Genomic DNA, 16204 nt, shown 5'->3' on the forward strand with positions numbered 1-16204 from the left:
CCCGGACCGGCGGGCGCCGGTGCCGGGCCGGGACCTCGTCGAGGCGCTACGCGCGCTTGAGCCGCAGCGTCATCAGCTGGAACGGGCGCAGCCGCACGCCGATCCGGTCGCCGTCCGCCTCGACCGCCGTCTCCCCCTCCCCGGCGAGCGGACGTTCCAGAAGGTCGGTGACCGCCACGCCCACGACCGGGAAGCCGGCCGTCAGGGTGCACCTCACCCGGCCGCCGTAAGCCTCGTGGAAGCGGACGACGACGTCGCCGCTGCCGTCGTCGGCGAGCTTGACGGCGGTGATCACGACCGCGTCCCGGTCGGCCGTGACCAGCGGCGCGACCTCCCCCGCACCGGTGACCCGCCGCTCGGGCAGGTTGATCCGCCAGCCCTCGCGCACGGCGGCGCCGATGTCCGCGCCCGGCACCAGCGCGTGCCGGAAGCGGTGCACGCCCTGGTCGGTCTCGGGGTCGGGGAAGCGCGGGGCGCGCAGGAGGGAGACACGCACGGTGGTGGTCGTACCGGCGTCGCCCTCGGTGCGGACGGTGCGGGCGACGTCGTGCCCGTACGTCGAGTCGTTGACGACGGCCACGCCCCAGCCGGGCTCCTCCAGGTGGACGAAGCGGTGGTTGCAGGCCTCGAACTTGGCCGCCTCCCAACTGGTGTTGGTGTGCGTGGGGCGGTGGAAGTGCCCGAACTGGGTCTCGGACGCGTACCGCTCGGCGTGCACGTCGAGCGGGAAGGCGAGCTTGAGGAACTTCTCCGTCTCGTGCCAGTCGACCTCTGTGTCCACCTCCAGCCGCCGCTCCCCCGGCGCGAGGGTCAGCACCTGGGTGACGCGGGAGGAGCCGAAGGAGCGGGTGATCCGCACCGAGGCTCCGTCGTCGCCGGGCGCGACCTCGTCGGCGTCGGTGAGGTCGGTGACCGTGTTGCGGTAGAACTCGTCGACGTCCCAGGCGTCCCACATGTTCGGCAGGTCGGGGTGGAGCTGGAGCAGGTTGCCCGCCGCCCCGGGCGCGATGGTCTCGCGGTCGGCGGCGAGGTCGTACGCCGAGACCACCAGTCCGCGTTCGTCGATCTCGACGCGGAGCAGGCCGTTGTCGAGGACGTGTCCGCCGTCCGGGCGCGGGGTGAGGTCGGTGCGGCCGTCGGTGGCGGGGACCGCGGCCGCGCCCGCCTCGACGCCGGCCCGGCTGTGCGGGGCGGAGTTGAAGACCAGCGGGGTGTCGCCCGCGCCGGCCAGGGTGCGCTGGGCGGCGTCGATGATGCCGTTCAGTTCGGCGGCGACCCGGTCGTAGGTGGCCCGTGCCTCGCGGTGCACCCAGGCGATGGAGGAGCCGGGCAGGATGTCGTGGAACTGGTGCAGCAGGACCGTCTTCCAGATGCGGTCCAGATCCTCGTACGGGTAGGGGAACCCGGCGCGGACGGCCGCCGTCGCCGCCCACAGCTCGGCCTCCCGCAGCAGGTGCTCGCTGCGGCGGTTGCCCTGCTTGGTTCTGGCCTGGCTGGTGAGGGTGGCACGGTGGAGCTCCAGGTAGAGCTCGCCGACCCAGACGGGCGGCCGGGGGTTCTCGGCCTCGGCCTTCTCGAAGAATGCCTGCGGGGTTTCCCACTCGACCGTCGCCGAGCCTTCGAGGTCGCGCAGCCGGGCCGCCTTGGCGACCATCTCTCGGGTGGTGCCGCCCCCACCGTCGCCCCAGCCGGTGGGGGCGAGGGAGTGCCGGGCGACGCCCTTGTCCTTGAAGTTCCTCGCCGCGTGGGCGATCTCGCTGCCCTTCATGGAGCAGTTGTAGGTGTCGACGGGCGGAAAGTGCGTGAAGATCCGGGTACCGTCGATGCCCTCCCAACGGAAGGTGTGGTGAGGAAACTTGTTCGTCTGTGACCAGGAGATCTTCTGCGTCAGCAGGTACTTGGCGCCGGCCGCCTTGATGATCTGCGGCAGGCCCGCCGCGAAGCCGAAGGTGTCCGGCAGCCACGCCTCGTCGTTCTCGACGCCGAACTCGTCGAGGAAGAACCGCTTGCCGTGCACGAACTGCCGGGCCATCGCCTCCGAGCCGGGCATGTTGGTGTCCGATTCCACCCACATCCCGCCGGCCGGCACGAACCGTCCGTCGGCCACGGCTTTCTTCACCCGCGCCCACACCTCGGGCCGGTGGTCGCGCACCCACGCCCACTGCTGGGCCTGCGACATGGCGAAGACGAAGTCCGGCTCGTCCTCCAGGAGGGCGGTCATGTTGGAGGTGGTGCGGGCCACCTTGCGCACGGTCTCGCGCAGCGGCCACAGCCACGCCGAGTCGATGTGCGCGTGACCGACGGCGCTGATGCGGTGCGCCGAGGGGACGGCGGGGGCGGACAGTACGTCGGTGAGGCGGGAACGGGCGGCTTCCGCCGTGCCGTTCACGTCCTGGAGGTCGATGGCGTCCAACGCCTTGTCGACCGCGCGGAGGATCTCCCAGCGGCGCGGTGACTCCACCGGCAGCTCGGCCATCAGCTCGCCGAGGACCTCCAGGTCGAGCACGAGGTCCCACACCGTCTCGTCGAGGACGGCGAGGTCCATGCGTGCGAGGGTGTACTGCGGCTCGCTGCCCGCGGTGTCCTTGTCGCCGAGCTGGGTGGGCACGAAGGGGCGGGGGCCGAAGATGACGGGGTTGGACGCCGCCTCGACGTGGAGGCGGACCTCCTCGCCGCCCTCGACGGGCGCCCCGATGCGCACCCACTGGTTGCGCGGATTGAGGCCCTTCACGGGAGCGCCGTCGGGGCGGTAGACCAAGCCCTCGCACTGGAAGCCGGGCATGTTCTCGTCGAAGCCGAGGTCGAGGATCGCCTCGACGGTCCTCCCGGCCCACTCCTCGGGCACGGTGCCGGTGACGCGGAACCAGCTGGTGCCCCAGGGTGCGCCCCAGCGGGCGCCCACCTCGATGGGTTCGGGTTCGGCGGCGAGTCCCTCCTCGACCGGCACGGGCTCGCCGGGCGCGTTCCAGACCGCCACGTCCAGTGGTACGGACTCGGGGTACACGGCGGGGCGGACGCGCTCGTCGAGGACACGCTTGAGGCGGGCTTCGACCAGATCGCGGTCGTCATGCATGCGGGTGCTCCGGGGTCGGTGGGGCGGGTGGTTACCGGGGGTGGGTGACGGTTGCGGGAGCGGACGTGTGTACAGCTCCCCAACGGCGCCTGCTTCGAACCGTGCGGCCCCCTCGCCGGGCTCGGCCGTGGTGGACCTGTGATTTGTAGGGCCCGTGCGAAGCGGGAAGCCGGATGGTCGAGCCGTGGCTGTCCGCCCTGCCTTGCGAGAGGGCGGAGTTCCGACTGACCGCCCTCCTGGACGGCGGCCCGGCCCGGACGGTCCGGGCCCCGGTGCGGCGGCTGATCGACCGGGACAGCACGGGGCCGGCCCGGCAGGGATGCACGGGTCCGTGGTCGCCGCACCCTCGACGCGGGGGTGTCAGGACGGGCAGAGTGCTCCCTGCGTACTCGCGAGTAGTCCCGTCTCACCGCACCCCGAGGAGCCCCCTGTGACCGACTGGGCCGGCCGGACCGCCGCCGAGATCGCCGCCGCCGTACGCGAGAGGCGGGCCACGCCCCGCGAGGTGGTCGCGGAGCACCTCGCCCGGATCGAGCGGCTCGACGGACGTGTCGGCGCCTTCCGCGCGGTGCGGGCCGAGGCGGCGCTCACCGAGGCCGACGAGGTGGGCGCCCGGGGCGATCTGGGCGAACTCCCGCTGGCCGGGGTGCCGGTGGCGGTCAAGGACAACCTCGCCGTGCGCGGCGAGTCCGTCCGGGTCGGCTCCGCCGCGACGCCTGACACGCCGACCGGGGCCGACCACATCACCGTGGCCCGGCTGCGGGCGGCCGGCGCGGTGGTGGTGGGGCTGACCAACGTGCCCGAACTGTGCGTGTTCGGCACCACCGAGGGCGTGCACGGCACCGCCCGCAACCCGTGGGACCCGGCCCGCACGGCGGGCGGTTCCTCGGGCGGCAGCGCGGCGGCGGTGGCCGCCGGGATGGTGCCGTTGGCGCTCGGCAACGACGGCATGGGCTCGCTGCGCATACCGGCGGCCAACTGCGGCCTGGTGACCATCAAGCCGGCTCACGGCGTGGTGCCCGCCGGCATCGGCGACGGCGACTGGTTCGGCATGTCCGAGAACGGGCCGCTGGCCACGACGGTGGCGGACACCCGGCTGATGCTGGCGGTCCTCGCGGACGGCGGGCCGGCACCCCGCGAGGACTCCGGCGCCCTGCGGATCGCCGCCTCCCTGCGCAGTCCCCTCGCCGGCGTCACCGTCTCCCGCCCGTACGCGGACGCCGTGCGGGAGGCGGCCGGGGTGCTGATGCGGGCGGGGCACCAGGTGCGGCGGGCGGATCCGCCCTACCCGGCGTCGTTGGGCGTGACCGCCCTGACCCACTGGACGGCCGGTACCTCCGTGGACGCGCGCGACCTGGACCGGCGGCTGCTGGCCCGGCGGACGCGGGTGCACGCCGCCCTCGGTCGGCCCTTCGTGCGTACCGCCGCCTCCGGAACCGGCCGGCGGGCGCTGCGCGAGCGGCTGGAGCCCTTCTTCGCCGAGTACGACGTCCTGCTCACTCCGGCACTGGCCCGCCGCTCCCCCGAGGCCGGCCCCTGGCACGAGCGGGGCTGGCTGCGGAACATCGTGGCCGACTCGGTGTACTCGCCCTTCACGCCGCCGTGGAACCTGACCGGCTGGCCCGCGCTGACGGTGCCGGTGGGCACCCTGCCCTCGGGCGCCCCCGCGGCCGTACAGCTGGTGGGCCGGCCCGGGTCGGAGGCGGCGCTGCTGGAGCTGGCAGAGCGGATCGAGGCGCTGCGCCCCTGGCGGCGGACGGCGCCCCTGGACTGAGCGGCGCCCTACAGCGCCCGGTACATGATGTGCAGGCCCACCCGCCCGTGCCGCGGGTGCTCGAAGGCGTCCGGCACCGTGCCGAGGATCGTGAAGCCGAGGGAGGTCCAGAGCCGCACGGCCGGGTTGGTCTCGACGACCGCGTTGAAGACCATGCCCCGGTACCCGTCGTCCCTGGCGGCGGCCAGGATGTGCTCGGCGAGGGCGCGTCCGGTGCCGCGGCCGGCCCGGTCGGGGTCGACCATGAAGCCGGCGTTGGCGATGCGGGCGGCGGGACCGCCGTAGTTGGGGGTGACGTAGGCGGAGGCGACGACGGCGCCTGCGTCGTCCTCGGTGACGTAGACGCGTTTGGCGGGGTTCATCCACAGGGCCCGGGCGTCCTCCTCGGAGGTGTCCGGGTCCCAGGCGTACGTCTCGCCCGCCGCGACGATGCGGTGCCAGAACGGCCAGATGTGCGGCCAGTCGTCGGCCGTCGCTTCTCTGATCGGCATGGGCGTGAGTCTCGCACGCCCATGCTCGCGGCGGGCGCGGCGGGTCAGTCCACGCTGGGCAGGATGTGCGGCTCGGCGAGGTCCTCCTCGTAGCCCGCGAGGCGGATGGGGGCGGACCTGGCCCACACGTCGAGGCTGCCGATCTCGCCGGGCCGGCGGCCCGAACGCTCGGCGCGTTCCTTGGGGCGTTGCTCTGGACTCGTCGTCGTCTCCGGTGTCACCGCGCACTCCTTATGTGTCGGGTCACCCTCGGGGCCTGCCGGCCAGTCTCCGCCCGGCGTCTTGGCGTCCCCTCGGGTGTGGGTCGAAGGCAGTTCGGACGCGGTGGCGCCGGCAACTCGTGCGAGAGCAGGCCGCTGTGAACCGGCTCGTCCCGTGACGGACCCTGGGTGTGGGTTGGACCCTGTGCTGACGTCCGTCCGCTCCAGATTAACCAAATGAGCGGGGGCGCGCTCTATGGGGCTCAAAACTTGGGGGATCCATTGCCCTTCATTCATCGGACAGTTGACCCCGTTATGCCCTGCCATTTCCACTTGTGCACCGCACGTAACTCACCCGTTCGGCCGATATCGGCGACCGCACTTTCGCATGTCGGCGGTGCCGGGTCGCGCAGTTAAATCGCCGTTGGCTGCGGCGCAAGCTGGCCATGGTCTGCTGCCGGTCGGCAACGGCTGTCTCGTGGGAGGACCGAGGCATGGAACTGCGCAGCGTCGACGAGCTGATGGACCTGCTGTACGCCTGCCGGGGCGAACGGCCCGCCGCGGAGTACGGCAGCGGGCCGGTGGACCTGCATGGGCACGCGCTGCGCACCGCCGCGCTGCTGCGCCGGCGCCGCCCCGCCGACAAGGAGCTCCAGGTGGCCGGTCTGGTCTCGCCGGTGGGACGGTTGCTGTGGCCCGGAAATCCGGCCGGGCGAACCGCCGAGGCGGTGCGCCCTCTGCTCGGCGCCCGCGTCGCCCGCCTGCTGCGCCGTCACGCCCATCCGGAGGCCTGGTCCCACGACGACGACCTGGTCAGCCTCCGCCAGGCGGACGAGGAGGCCCGCACGGCGGTGTTCGACGCCGGGGTCCTGGAGGACTGGCGCACGGTGCTGGAGCTGACGGCGGCGCGGAACTCGCGGCTGGGGGCCGTCGACTGAGGCGCGCGGAGGGCCGTGCGCGCGGTGCCCAGCGGTCCGGGAGGCCGCGCGCACGGTGCCAGTAGCCCAGGGGGCCGCGCGCGCCGTGCCAGAGATCCAGGGGTCGTGCGCGCGGTGTGCCCGAGGTTCAGGAGGTCGCGCGGTGCCCCCGACGGGCGGCAGGCCCTCGGGCGGGTCTGTATGGAATCGAACCACGAAGTACGCGTGACCGGCGCACCGGGCACACCGGCGCTCGCCCCACGGTAGCCGCGGCCGGGGCGAACGGGCCAGGGAATCGACGCCGCCCGCCCGTCGCCGCGCTCACCACTTGCCGGGCGCGTAGTCCTTCAGGAAGACGCCGTACAGGTCCTCGCCCGCTTCACCGCGCACGACCGGGTCGTAGACGCGGGCGGCGCCGTCGACCAGGTCGAGCGGGGCGTGGAAGCCGGCTTCGGCCAGGCGCAGCTTGTCGTAGTGGGGACGCTCGTCGGTGATCCAGCCCGTGTCGACCGAGGTCATCAGGATGCGGTCGGTGTCGAACATCTCCTGGGCGCTGGTCCGGGTCACCATGTTCATGGCCGCCTTGGCCGCGTTGGTGTTCGGGTGGCCGGCGCCCTTGTAGCCGCGGGCGAACACCCCTTCCATCGCCGATACGTTGACGACGTAGGCGCGCCCGGAGGCCGCCCTGCGCGCCGCCTCGGCCATCGCCGGCCGCAGCTTGCTGATGAGGATGAACGGCGAGGTGTAGTTGCACAGCTGGGTCTCGAGCAGTTCCACCGGGGAGATCTGCTCGATCGTCTGGACCCAGGTGTTGGTGTCGACGACGTCGGGGACCAGTCCGCCCGCGTCGATGGCGGTGCCCTCGCGGTGCCGGACCACGCTGGCGTTGCCCGCGACCAGCGCGAGATCGGCCACCTTCTGCGCGTCCAGGCCCGAGGTGCCGACGGGCAGCGCGGCCAGGCCGTCCACCGCGCCGGAGTTGAAGGCGCCGATGACGTGGTGGGCGGGCAGTTCGCCGGCCGGCAGCGGGGCGCTCTCGCCCTCGACGAGCGCGGCGTAGGCGGACGGCAGGCGGCGCACGGTCTGGGTGGCGTTGTTGATCAGGATGTCGAGCGGTCCCTGCTCGGTGACCTGGTCGGCCAGGGCCACGGCCTGGGCGGGGTCGCGCAGGTCGATGCCGACGACCTCCAGGCGGTGGATCCAGTCGGCGGAGTCGTCCATGGCCTTGAAGCGGCGGATGGCGTCCTTGGGGAACCGGGTCGTGATCGTGGTGTGGGCGCCGTCGCGCAGCAGCCTGAGCGCGATGTACATGCCGATCTTGGCGCGGCCGCCGGTGAGCAGCGCGCGCTTGCCGGTGAGGTCGGCGCGCGCGTCGCGGCGGGTCCGGTTCTCGGCGGCGCAGTCCTGGCAGAGCTGGTGGTAGAAGTAGTCGACCTCGGTGTACCGCTTCTTGCAGACGTAGCAGGAGCGGGGGCGCTGGAGTATCCCCGCGATCGTGCCCTCCTCCGTGCGGGAGGAGGGCAGGATGCCCTCGGTCTCGTCGTCGATGCGCTGGGCGGAGCCGGTGGCAGTGGCCTCGGTGACCGCCTTGTCGTGGGCGGTCTTGGCGGCCCGGCGCTCCTGGCGGCGGCGCTGCTTGACCATGCGGTAGATGTGCGAGGTGGCGCGGCGGACCGCGATCGCGTCCGGGTGGTCGACGTCCAGCTCGTCGAGTTCCCTCAGCACGTCGAGGCAGACGGCGAGCCGTTCGGGGTCGATGCCGGGGCCGTGTGCGGACGCGGTCACCTCGTCCGTGGTCGCCGAATCGTCCTGTGTCACCGTCATCGCCGTCGCCGTTCCCTGATCACCGTCGCGGCGCTCCGGGAGGCGACCGCTGTCGAACAGCGGATTTTATTCAGCGCCGGGCCCGGATCCAAACCCGCCGGGGTCAGGGACGGCAGGCCGTGAGCAACGTCTCCACCTCCTCGGCCAGGGCCCGGGCGAACCGGTCGAGGTCCGGCACGGCCTTCGCGTCGGCGACCAGGCCGTAGTGGACCTGTCCCCGGTACGTCGAGACGGCCACGGCCAGGGCGTGGCCGCGGGCCAGCGGCGCGAGCGGGTAGACCTCGGTGAGCGGGTGGCCGCCCAGGCGCAGGCCGAGACTGGGCAGGGGCACGCTGGTGACCAGGATGTCGAACCAGAGCCGGGCGGCCCCCGAGACCAGCGGCCCGCCGAGCCGGTGGCCGAGCGCCGGCACGTGGTCGGCGAGCAGGGCGACGGCCCCGGCGCCCCGGCCGGGCCCCACGTCCTTGTTGCGGTCCATGGCGGCGCGGACCGTGCCGAGGCGGGACAGCGGGTCGGGCTCGTCGACCGGAAGCCGTATCAGGTAACCGGAGAGCCGGTTGCCCTGCGGGTGGGCGGTGCGCGGGCGGCGCTTGGAGACGGGGATCAGGGCGCGCGGCGCGACACCCTCGCTGCAGTCGCCGCGCTCGTCCAGCCAACGGCGCAGGGCGCCGGCGACGACCGCGATCAGGACGTCGTTGACGGTGCCGCCGGTGGTCTTGCGCACGTGGTGCACGTCGTCGAGGTCCACGGCGACGCCGGCCGTGCGGCGGGTGCCGGAGGGGGCGGCGACGAGCGCGGGCGCGGAGCGCACATCGAGGCCGGACAGGGCCGCGGCGGCGCCGATGTCGAGGGCGCGGCCGGCGTCGGACAGGGCGCCGCGCAGCCGTCCGGGCAGTTCCCGCACGTCCGGCACCAGGCGGCGCGGTGGCTCCGCCGGGCGGGGCCCGGGAGCGGGGAGGTCCATCGGGTCGAGGACGCCGGCGGCGAGGGTGAGGGCCCGCAGTCCGTCGGCCAGGGCGTGGTGGAATTTGAAGAGCACGGCGAAGCGGTCGCCGTCCGCGCCGGGCAGCACGTGCGCCTCCCACGGCGGCCGGCCGCGTTCCAGCGGGCGTTCCATGAGGCGGCCCGCCCGGGCGTGGAAGTCCGTCGTCGGGGCGTGCAGCCGGACGTGGTCGAGCGGGTCGAAGTGGGGATCGGGTTCCCGGGTCGCGCCACCGAAGGCGAACGGCCGGCGCAGCGCGAGGGGTGGCTGCCAGGTGTCCCGGATCCGCATCCGCAGGCCGGGCACCGCGGGGGCGCGGACCGCGAGCAGGTCCGCGGCGTGGGCGCCCGCGGTGGGCGAGTCGGCCGTGAAGACCCCGAGCGCGCCGAGGTGCATGGGGTGCTCGGCGGACTCGATGTTCCAGAACGCCAGGTCGAGCGGAGCGAGCGGTTCGGAAGTCAAGGGCGTGCCTCGCAGGACGTCGGGTGAACAAGCAGTCAATCGCCCTTCGCCGATTACGGTCAAGTACGATCGCGCTACGCACAGTTAACAGCAGATTAAAGTCCCGCCCCTGCGTGAGGGGCGGGACTGAGGTGACACATGGGGTCGCGGTGCTCAGGCCGGCGGAGGCGGTGCCGGCCGCCGCGGGGTTCCCCACCCGGACGGCTGCGGGCCGACCGTGAACCGGGCACGCCGGTTCACGGTCGGCCGTGCGGGCTGCTCAGGCGGTCGGGCATCCCGCGGGCGCGGGCTGGGACGCGTCGTGGATCAGGGCCTCGTGGGCGGCCTTCACCCGCTCCACGTCCGGCTTGAGGACCTTGCGGTCGTAGGTGGTCAGGCCGTTCAGCTCGCCCTCCACGTCCGAGATCTGGGTGTAGACGGCGCCGTTGCTGCCCCGGCAGACCAGGGCGCGCACCTCGTCGAGCTTGGTGAGGTAGTCGTCGGTGTACGTCTCCGGGTCGACGTCGACGTACGACTGCTGCACGGACCAGGCGTGTCCGGGCACCGCGAGACCGAGGCCGCCGTACTCGCCGGTGACCAGAGCGCGTTCGCCGTCCGGGGAGGGCGGCAGGGCGGGGCTCGGGTAGCCGTGCTCGTCCATGATGTCGCCGGCGCCGCCGTCGGCCCCGAGGTTCAGGCCGGACTGGTTGTTGACGAGGCGGGTCGGGTCCCAGGCCTTGGCCTGTTCGGCGACGCGCTTGATGTCGTACTGGCCCCAGCCCTCGTTGAAGGTGACCCACATAATGATCGACGGGTGGCTGACGTGTTCGTCGATCATCTCCTGCATCTCACCCTCGAACTCGGCCCGGGAGGCGGCGTTCGGGTTCACACCCGGCGTCATCGAGGGCATGTCCTGCCACACCAGCAGGCCGAGCTTGTCGGCCCAGTAGAACCAGCGGTCCGGCTCGACCTTGATGTGCTTGCGCACGGAGTTGAAACCGAGCTGCTTGTGCAGCCTCAGGTCGTGCGCGAGGGCCTCGTCGGTGGGCGCGGTGTGCAGGCCGTCCGGCCAGAAGCCCTGGTCGAGCGTGGCCATCATGAAGACCGGTTCGCCGTTGAGCATCGTGCGCGGCACGCCGTTCACCTTCTCGACGGCGATGGTACGCATCCCGAAGTAGCTCTCGACGCGGTCGTGTCCGACGGTGACCTTCAGGTCGTACAGGAACGGGTCGTCGGGCGACCACAGGCGCGGGTCGTGGATCTCGAGGACCAGCGGTTCGCCGGTGCGGCCGCTGACCGTGGCGACCCTGCGGTGCCCCTCGTACGCCGTCGCCTTGACCCGTACGCCGTCGCGCACGCCCTTGGGCTCGACGGTCAGGGTGCCCGCCGCCCCGTCGATGTGCGGGGTCAGCTTCAGCGATTCGACGTGGTCCCGGGCGACCGGCTCCATCCAGACCGTCTGCCAGATGCCGGAGCTGGGCGTGTACCAGATGCCGCTCGGGTCCAGGCTCTGCTTGCCGACCGGCGGGTTCTCGGCGCCCCGCGCGTCGGTCGGGTCGTAGACGCCGACGATCAGCTCCTGGGTGCGGCCGGGCTTGAGCGCGTCGGTGACGTCGGCGCTGAACTTGTCGTAACCGCCCTTGTGGTCGGCGACCTTGACGCCGTTGACGTACACCTCGGACTGCCAGTCGACGGCGCCGAAGTTGAGCTCGAGGCGCTGGCCGTGGCCGATGTGCCAGTCGCGGGGCACGGTGAAGGTGCGGCGGTACCACATGCGGTCCTCGTGCCGCTGGATGCCGGAGAGCTGGGACTCCACCGGGTACGGGACGAGGATGCGCTCCTTCAGGTTCTTGCCGACCGGTGGCTGCTCACCGGCCTCGGCGGCGGCGAACTGCCAGCGGCCGTTGAGGTTCCGCCAGTCATCGCGGGTCAGCTGCGGGCGCGGGTACTCGGGGTGGGCGTTGTCCGGGCCCACCTCGTCGGCCCAGTCGGTGCGCAGTTCGTAGGTGGACTTGTTGCCGCCGCTGCTCCAGAAGGCGTTGACAACGTTGCCCTCGGCGTCGGTGAGGCCGCCCTCGCCGTCGTAGCGGACGTCGGCGGTGCCGGGGGCGTCGCCGTTCTTGTTGCCGACGACCGGCTGGTCGAGGGCGACGAGGAGGGCGGTCGGGTCGGCCGGGTCGACCTTCGCCTGACCCAGGGGCCACTGGGCGCCGCCGATCACCGCTTCGAGGTGGTCGGTGAGGCCGGCGGGCGCCGCGGCGAGCGGGCGGGGGAAGTCGAGCCTGAGGGTGCGGCCGGTGCCGAGGACGGTGGTCGAGGTGGCGCCGTCGTAGTCGAAGCCGTCGGGCAGGCGGAACGCGGACTGCGGGACGGACTCCTTGCTGCCGCCGGGCTCGGTCCAGCGCAGGTGCAGGTTGGAGCCGCCGTAGTGCTCGAAGTACTCCAGTTTGATGTCGTAGGACTGGCCCGCCGTCAGCTCGAGGGGCTGGGCGAACTGTTCGCGGTCCCAGTCGTCGACCCAGTGGTCGATGGCGAGCCGGCCGTCGATCCACAGGCGGAAGCCGTTGTCGCCGATGACGGAGAAGGTGTGGGCTCCCGTCTTCTCCGGCACCAGCTTGCCGGTCCAGCGGACGCTGACGTCGTCCGACTGTCCGGTGGCGAAGCTCAGGCGCGGCTCCAGGGTGTCGAAGTCGAGCTGCGGGTCGAAGCCGGTGGCCTTGAGTTCGTGGAAGTCGAAGGCGCCGGGGGCGGACTGGGTGTAGTACTCGCCCTTGAGACCGTGGATCTCGGCGGCGCCGTCGTCGGCCGCGCTCGCGTTCGGCACGGCGGCGAGCCCGGCGACGCCGAGTGCGGCGGCGAGCAGCAATGCCAGTCGGTCTCTGAGTCGTTTGGTGCGCACTGACCCTCTCCTCGAGAACGGGTGGTGGCTGATGGCTCAGGACATCGATGTCATACATCGATGTAACTCGGTGGTGCAGAGGCATGACAGCACGGATTCCGCCGGGCGTCCAGGGACATGACAAGGGCCCCTGACTCAACGCGTGTACCGCGCGGCCCGGGCTCGTCGTACGTCCACCGGGCCACCCGTCGCACACGCCCGTGTCAGCGCACCCGTCGCCCGGCCGTCAGCCGACTCGCTGCCCCTTGCCCAGCGCGATCACGCCGCCCTTGGAGACCGTGTACAGCTCGGCGTCCCGTTCCGGGTTGACGCCGATCGTCGCGCCCGGCGGCACGTCCACGTTCTTGTCCAGCACCGCCCCTCGCACGACCGCGCCCCGCCCGATGCGCACGTTGTCGTGCAGCACCGACCCCTGGACGACGGCGCCGGGGTCGACCACCACGCCCGGCGAGAGCACGGACCGGGTGACCTGGCCCCGCACCAGGCAGCCCGCGCTGATGATCGACTCGCCCGCGATGCCGCCCGCGTTGAAGCGGGCCGGCGAGAGCTGGGCGGAGTGGGTGTAGAGGGGCCAGTCCCGGTTGTACAGGTTGAAGGCGGGCCGCTCGGCGATCAGGTCCATGTGGGCGTCGTAGTAGGCGTCGAGGGTGCCCACGTCCCGCCAGTAGCCCTGGTCCCGGCTGGTCTCCCCCGGTACGTGGTTGGCGCCGAAGTCGTACAGCGCGGCCTCTCCCCGGTCGGTGAGCCGCGGCAGGATCGAGCCGCCCATGTCGTGCACGGAGTGTCCGTCCTCGGCGTCCCGGTGCAGGGCCTCGACGAGGGCCTTGGTCGTGAAGACGTAGTTGCCCATCGAGGCGAAGACGCACTCCGGGTCGTCTGCCAGTCCGGGCGGGTCGGCGGGCTTCTCCAGGAAGCCGGTGACGGTACGCCCGTCCGAGCCCGGGGTGATGACGCCGAAGGACGAGGACTCGGTGCGCGGGACGCGTATGCCGGCGACGGTCACGCCCGCGCCGGACTCGATGTGCTGGGCGAGCATCTGGCGCGGGTCCATCCGGTAGACGTGGTCGGCGCCGAAGACCGCGACGTACTCGGGCTGCTCGTCGTGGACCAGGTTCAGCGACTGGAGGATCGCGTCGGCGCTGCCCAGGTACCAGCGCGGGCCCAGACGCTGCTGGGCGGGGACCGGCGTGACGTAGTTGCCGAGCAGGCTGGACATCCGCCAGGTGGTGGTGATGTGCCGGTCCAGGGAGTGCGACTTGTACTGGGTGAGCACGCAGATCCGCAGGATGTCGCCGTTGACCAGGTTGGACAGCACGAAGTCGACCAGCCGGTACGTGCCGCCGAAGGTGACCGCGGGTTTGGCGCGGTCCGCGGTCAGGGGCATCAGGCGCTTGCCCTCCCCGCCCGCGAGCACGATTCCGAGCACCGAAGGACCTCCACGACGCATGGCCGCTCCCCTCACCCTGGTTCACCCCGGCTGCCCCGGGCGGGGCGGCCTAAGCCTGCTTGAGGATCTCCTCGTAGAGCCGGACGGTCCGGCGGGCGACCGCGTCCCAGCCGAACTCCTGCACCGCGCGGGCCCGGCCCGCCTCGCCCATCCGCCGGGCGGCCTCCGGGTCGCCGAGGACGGAGTCCAGGGCCCGCGCGAGTTGCGCCTCGAAGTCGCGGTCCCCGTCCCCGCTGCCGTCCCTGGGGACGAGTAAGCCCGTCTCACCGTCCGCGACGACCTCGGGTATGCCACCGACCCCGGAGGCCACGACCGGCGTGCCGCAGGCCATCGCCTCCAGGTTCACGATGCCGAGCGGCTCGTACACGGACGGGCAGACGAAGACGGCCGCGTGGGTCAGCAACTGGATCACCTCGGGACGCGGCAGCATGCGCGGGATCCAGTGCACGCCCTCGCGGGCCCGGCTCAGCACGGCGAAGAGGTCGCGGAACTCCTGGTCGATCTCGGGGGTGTCCGGGGCACCGGCGCACAGCACGACCTGTACGGCCGGGTCGATGTCCCGCACCGCGCGCAGCAGGTGGGGCACGCCCTTCTGACGGGTGATGCGGCCGACGAACAGGACGTACGGGCGGGAGCGGTCCAGACCGATCCGGTCCAGGGCGTCGGTGCCCGGGTCGGGGCGGTACAGGGCGGTGTCGATACCGTTGTGCACGACGTGCACGCGGGTGGCGTCCAGCGCCGGGTAGCAGGCGAGGATGTCCTCGCGCATGGCGCCGGAGACGGCGATCACGGCATCGGCGGCCTCGATCGCGGCGCTCTCGGCCCAGCTCGACAGCGCGTAACCGCCGCCCAACTGCTCGGCCTTCCAAGGGCGCAGGGGCTCCAGGGAGTGGGCGGTCAGCACGTGCGGGACGCCGTACAGGAGCTTGGCGAGATGGCCGCCGAGGTTGGCGTACCAGGTGTGGGAGTGGACGAGTTCGCGGTACTGGAGGGCGGCGGCCATGGCGAGGTCCACGGAGAAGGTGCGCAGCGCGTCGTTCGCCCCGTCGAGCGCGGACCAGGAGCGGTGGCGCAGCACTCCGTCGGTGCGGCCCTCGCCCCAGCAGTGCACGTCCAGGTCGACCAGGCGGCCGAGTTCGCGGGCGAGGAACTCCACGTGCACGCCCGCGCCGCCGTACACGTCCGGCGGGTACTCGCGGGTCAGCAGTCCCACACGCACCCGGAACCTCCCGTGCTCGGCGGCTGGTTCCCTCATGGTCACCCAGACGGGGCGCCCGGGGAAGGGTGCGGGGGCGATGATGACCGGGGAGGCTCGGGCGGCCGGGAGAAGCAGCAGTCGCCGCAGACCCCTGCACCCGGCACCCGGTAGTAGAGGCAGCAACTGCGGCGCCGGAAGGCGGTGCCGGTGAGGGTGCCGGTCCCGGCGAGGAGGGGGTGCGCGAGGAGATCGGCGGTCAGGTCGCGGGCGCGGTCCGCGGTGTCCTTACGGCCGTTGCGGCGGGCCCAGCGGTGGAGTTCCCGGCCGGCGCCCGCGAGTGCGGAGGCCGCGTTGCCCCACAGCAGCCCGGTCGCCACGCGGTACCGGGCGTGGACGGCCACCGTCAGCGGGGCGAGGTGGGTATGGAGGACGACGTCGGCGACGGTGCCGGCGTCGCCCGGCAGCGGGCGCACCTCTTCCAGCCACAGGTCGTCGGGGGCGGTGGCGTCGGGGTCCCAGTGGAGCAGCCGCGGGGCGAGGTCGGGGACGTGGCCGTGGAGTGCGGCGCACCCGAGGGTCACCGACCACAGGCGGGCCGCGAGCCCCTGCTGGGCCACGGAGGCGGCGACCCGCGTCTCGGGGACGCGGAGCGCGGCGGCTACCTTCCGGACGCGGAAGGCCAGCGGGTCCTTCGCGAGCCGGGGCCGAGGGTCCGGCCCCGGGTGTTCGTCGTCACCGGGCGCGTAGGCGTCCGCGAGGGTGGGGAGCGGCCGGGGCGGCACGGGCCGCGACGTGTGCAGCGGGAAGAAGCCGCCGAGCGAGCGGATGGCGGCTGGGGCGGGGTCGGAGTCCGGGTCAGGGTTCACAGAGCAGTGATACCAAGGCCCTTAGGGGTGCGGGGCAGGGGCCCGGGGCCCCTGGTCGCCCACCCAGGGGAGGACGGGGCCGCCGTCGTACT

General features: G+C 72.9%; 11 protein-coding genes and 1 pseudogene. 3 read left to right on the forward strand and 9 right to left on the reverse strand.

The features are described from left to right. Positions 1-46: 46 nt before the first annotated feature. Positions 47-3073 (reverse strand): alpha-mannosidase, encoded by a 3027-nt coding sequence (locus tag IE142_RS10660; protein ID WP_191885468.1) that lies wholly within the window; start codon positions 3071-3073, stop codon positions 47-49. Between the two features lie 170 nt (positions 3074-3243). On the opposite strand from IE142_RS10660, the pseudogene IE142_RS36495 reads away from it, so the two are divergent. Both IE142_RS36495 and IE142_RS10665 read left to right on the forward strand, forming a co-directional pair. After that, positions 3244-3387 (forward strand): annotated as a pseudogene (locus IE142_RS36495) (LacI family transcriptional regulator); the annotation flags it as partial. A 116-nt stretch (positions 3388-3503) separates the two neighbouring features. After that, the gene (locus IE142_RS10665) at positions 3504-4847 is read left to right on the forward strand and encodes an amidase (RefSeq protein ID WP_191885469.1); all 1344 of its coding nucleotides are present in this window, start codon (positions 3504-3506) and stop codon (positions 4845-4847) included. 8 nt (positions 4848-4855) lie between these two features. Here IE142_RS10665 and IE142_RS10670 read toward each other — a convergent pair whose 3' ends face one another. Together IE142_RS10670 and IE142_RS10675 are read right to left on the reverse strand one after the other, a co-directional pair. Beyond that, a complete protein-coding gene (locus IE142_RS10670; RefSeq protein WP_191885470.1) occupies positions 4856-5338 on the reverse strand; it encodes a GNAT family N-acetyltransferase in 483 nt (160 codons plus the stop codon). A 44-nt stretch (positions 5339-5382) separates the two neighbouring features. After that, positions 5383-5559, reverse strand: coding sequence for a hypothetical protein (locus IE142_RS10675; RefSeq protein ID WP_191885471.1), 177 nt, complete (start codon positions 5557-5559; stop codon positions 5383-5385). Positions 5560-6032: 473 nt separating this feature from the next. Here IE142_RS10675 and IE142_RS10680 point away from each other — a divergent pair, with 473 nt between their 5' ends. Then, the gene (locus IE142_RS10680; RefSeq protein WP_191885472.1) at positions 6033-6476 is read left to right on the forward strand and encodes a hypothetical protein; all 444 of its coding nucleotides are present in this window, start codon (positions 6033-6035) and stop codon (positions 6474-6476) included. Between the two features lie 300 nt (positions 6477-6776). Here the strand turns inward: IE142_RS10680 and IE142_RS10685 are convergent, their stop codons facing one another. From IE142_RS10685 to IE142_RS10710, 6 genes are all read right to left on the reverse strand, one after another. Continuing rightward, the gene (locus IE142_RS10685; protein WP_191885473.1) at positions 6777-8279 is read right to left on the reverse strand and encodes an SDR family NAD(P)-dependent oxidoreductase; all 1503 of its coding nucleotides are present in this window, start codon (positions 8277-8279) and stop codon (positions 6777-6779) included. A gap of 103 nt (positions 8280-8382) precedes the next feature. Then, entirely contained in the window at positions 8383-9723 is a 1341-nt protein-coding gene (locus tag IE142_RS10690; protein ID WP_191885474.1) for a WS/DGAT/MGAT family O-acyltransferase, read from the reverse strand. 259 nt (positions 9724-9982) lie between these two features. Beyond that, the gene (locus IE142_RS10695) at positions 9983-12601 is read right to left on the reverse strand and encodes a PA14 domain-containing protein (protein ID WP_191885475.1); all 2619 of its coding nucleotides are present in this window, start codon (positions 12599-12601) and stop codon (positions 9983-9985) included. A gap of 226 nt (positions 12602-12827) precedes the next feature. Continuing rightward, entirely contained in the window at positions 12828-14048 is a 1221-nt protein-coding gene (gene glgC / locus IE142_RS10700) for a glucose-1-phosphate adenylyltransferase (protein ID WP_191885476.1), read from the reverse strand. Positions 14049-14097: 49 nt separating this feature from the next. Beyond that, entirely contained in the window at positions 14098-15267 is a 1170-nt protein-coding gene (glgA, locus tag IE142_RS10705; protein WP_191885522.1) for a glycogen synthase, read from the reverse strand. Between the two features lie 38 nt (positions 15268-15305). Next, positions 15306-16112 carry a (2Fe-2S)-binding protein gene (locus tag IE142_RS10710; RefSeq protein ID WP_191885477.1) on the reverse strand — a complete coding sequence of 269 codons (807 nt, stop codon included), beginning with the start codon at positions 16110-16112 and terminating at the stop codon, positions 15306-15308. Between the last annotated feature and the right edge of the window lie 92 nt (positions 16113-16204).

Source organism: Streptomyces mutabilis (genome assembly GCF_014649815.1).
In the GTDB taxonomy this organism is placed as follows: Bacteria; Actinomycetota; Actinomycetes; order Streptomycetales; family Streptomycetaceae; genus Streptomyces; species Streptomyces mutabilis.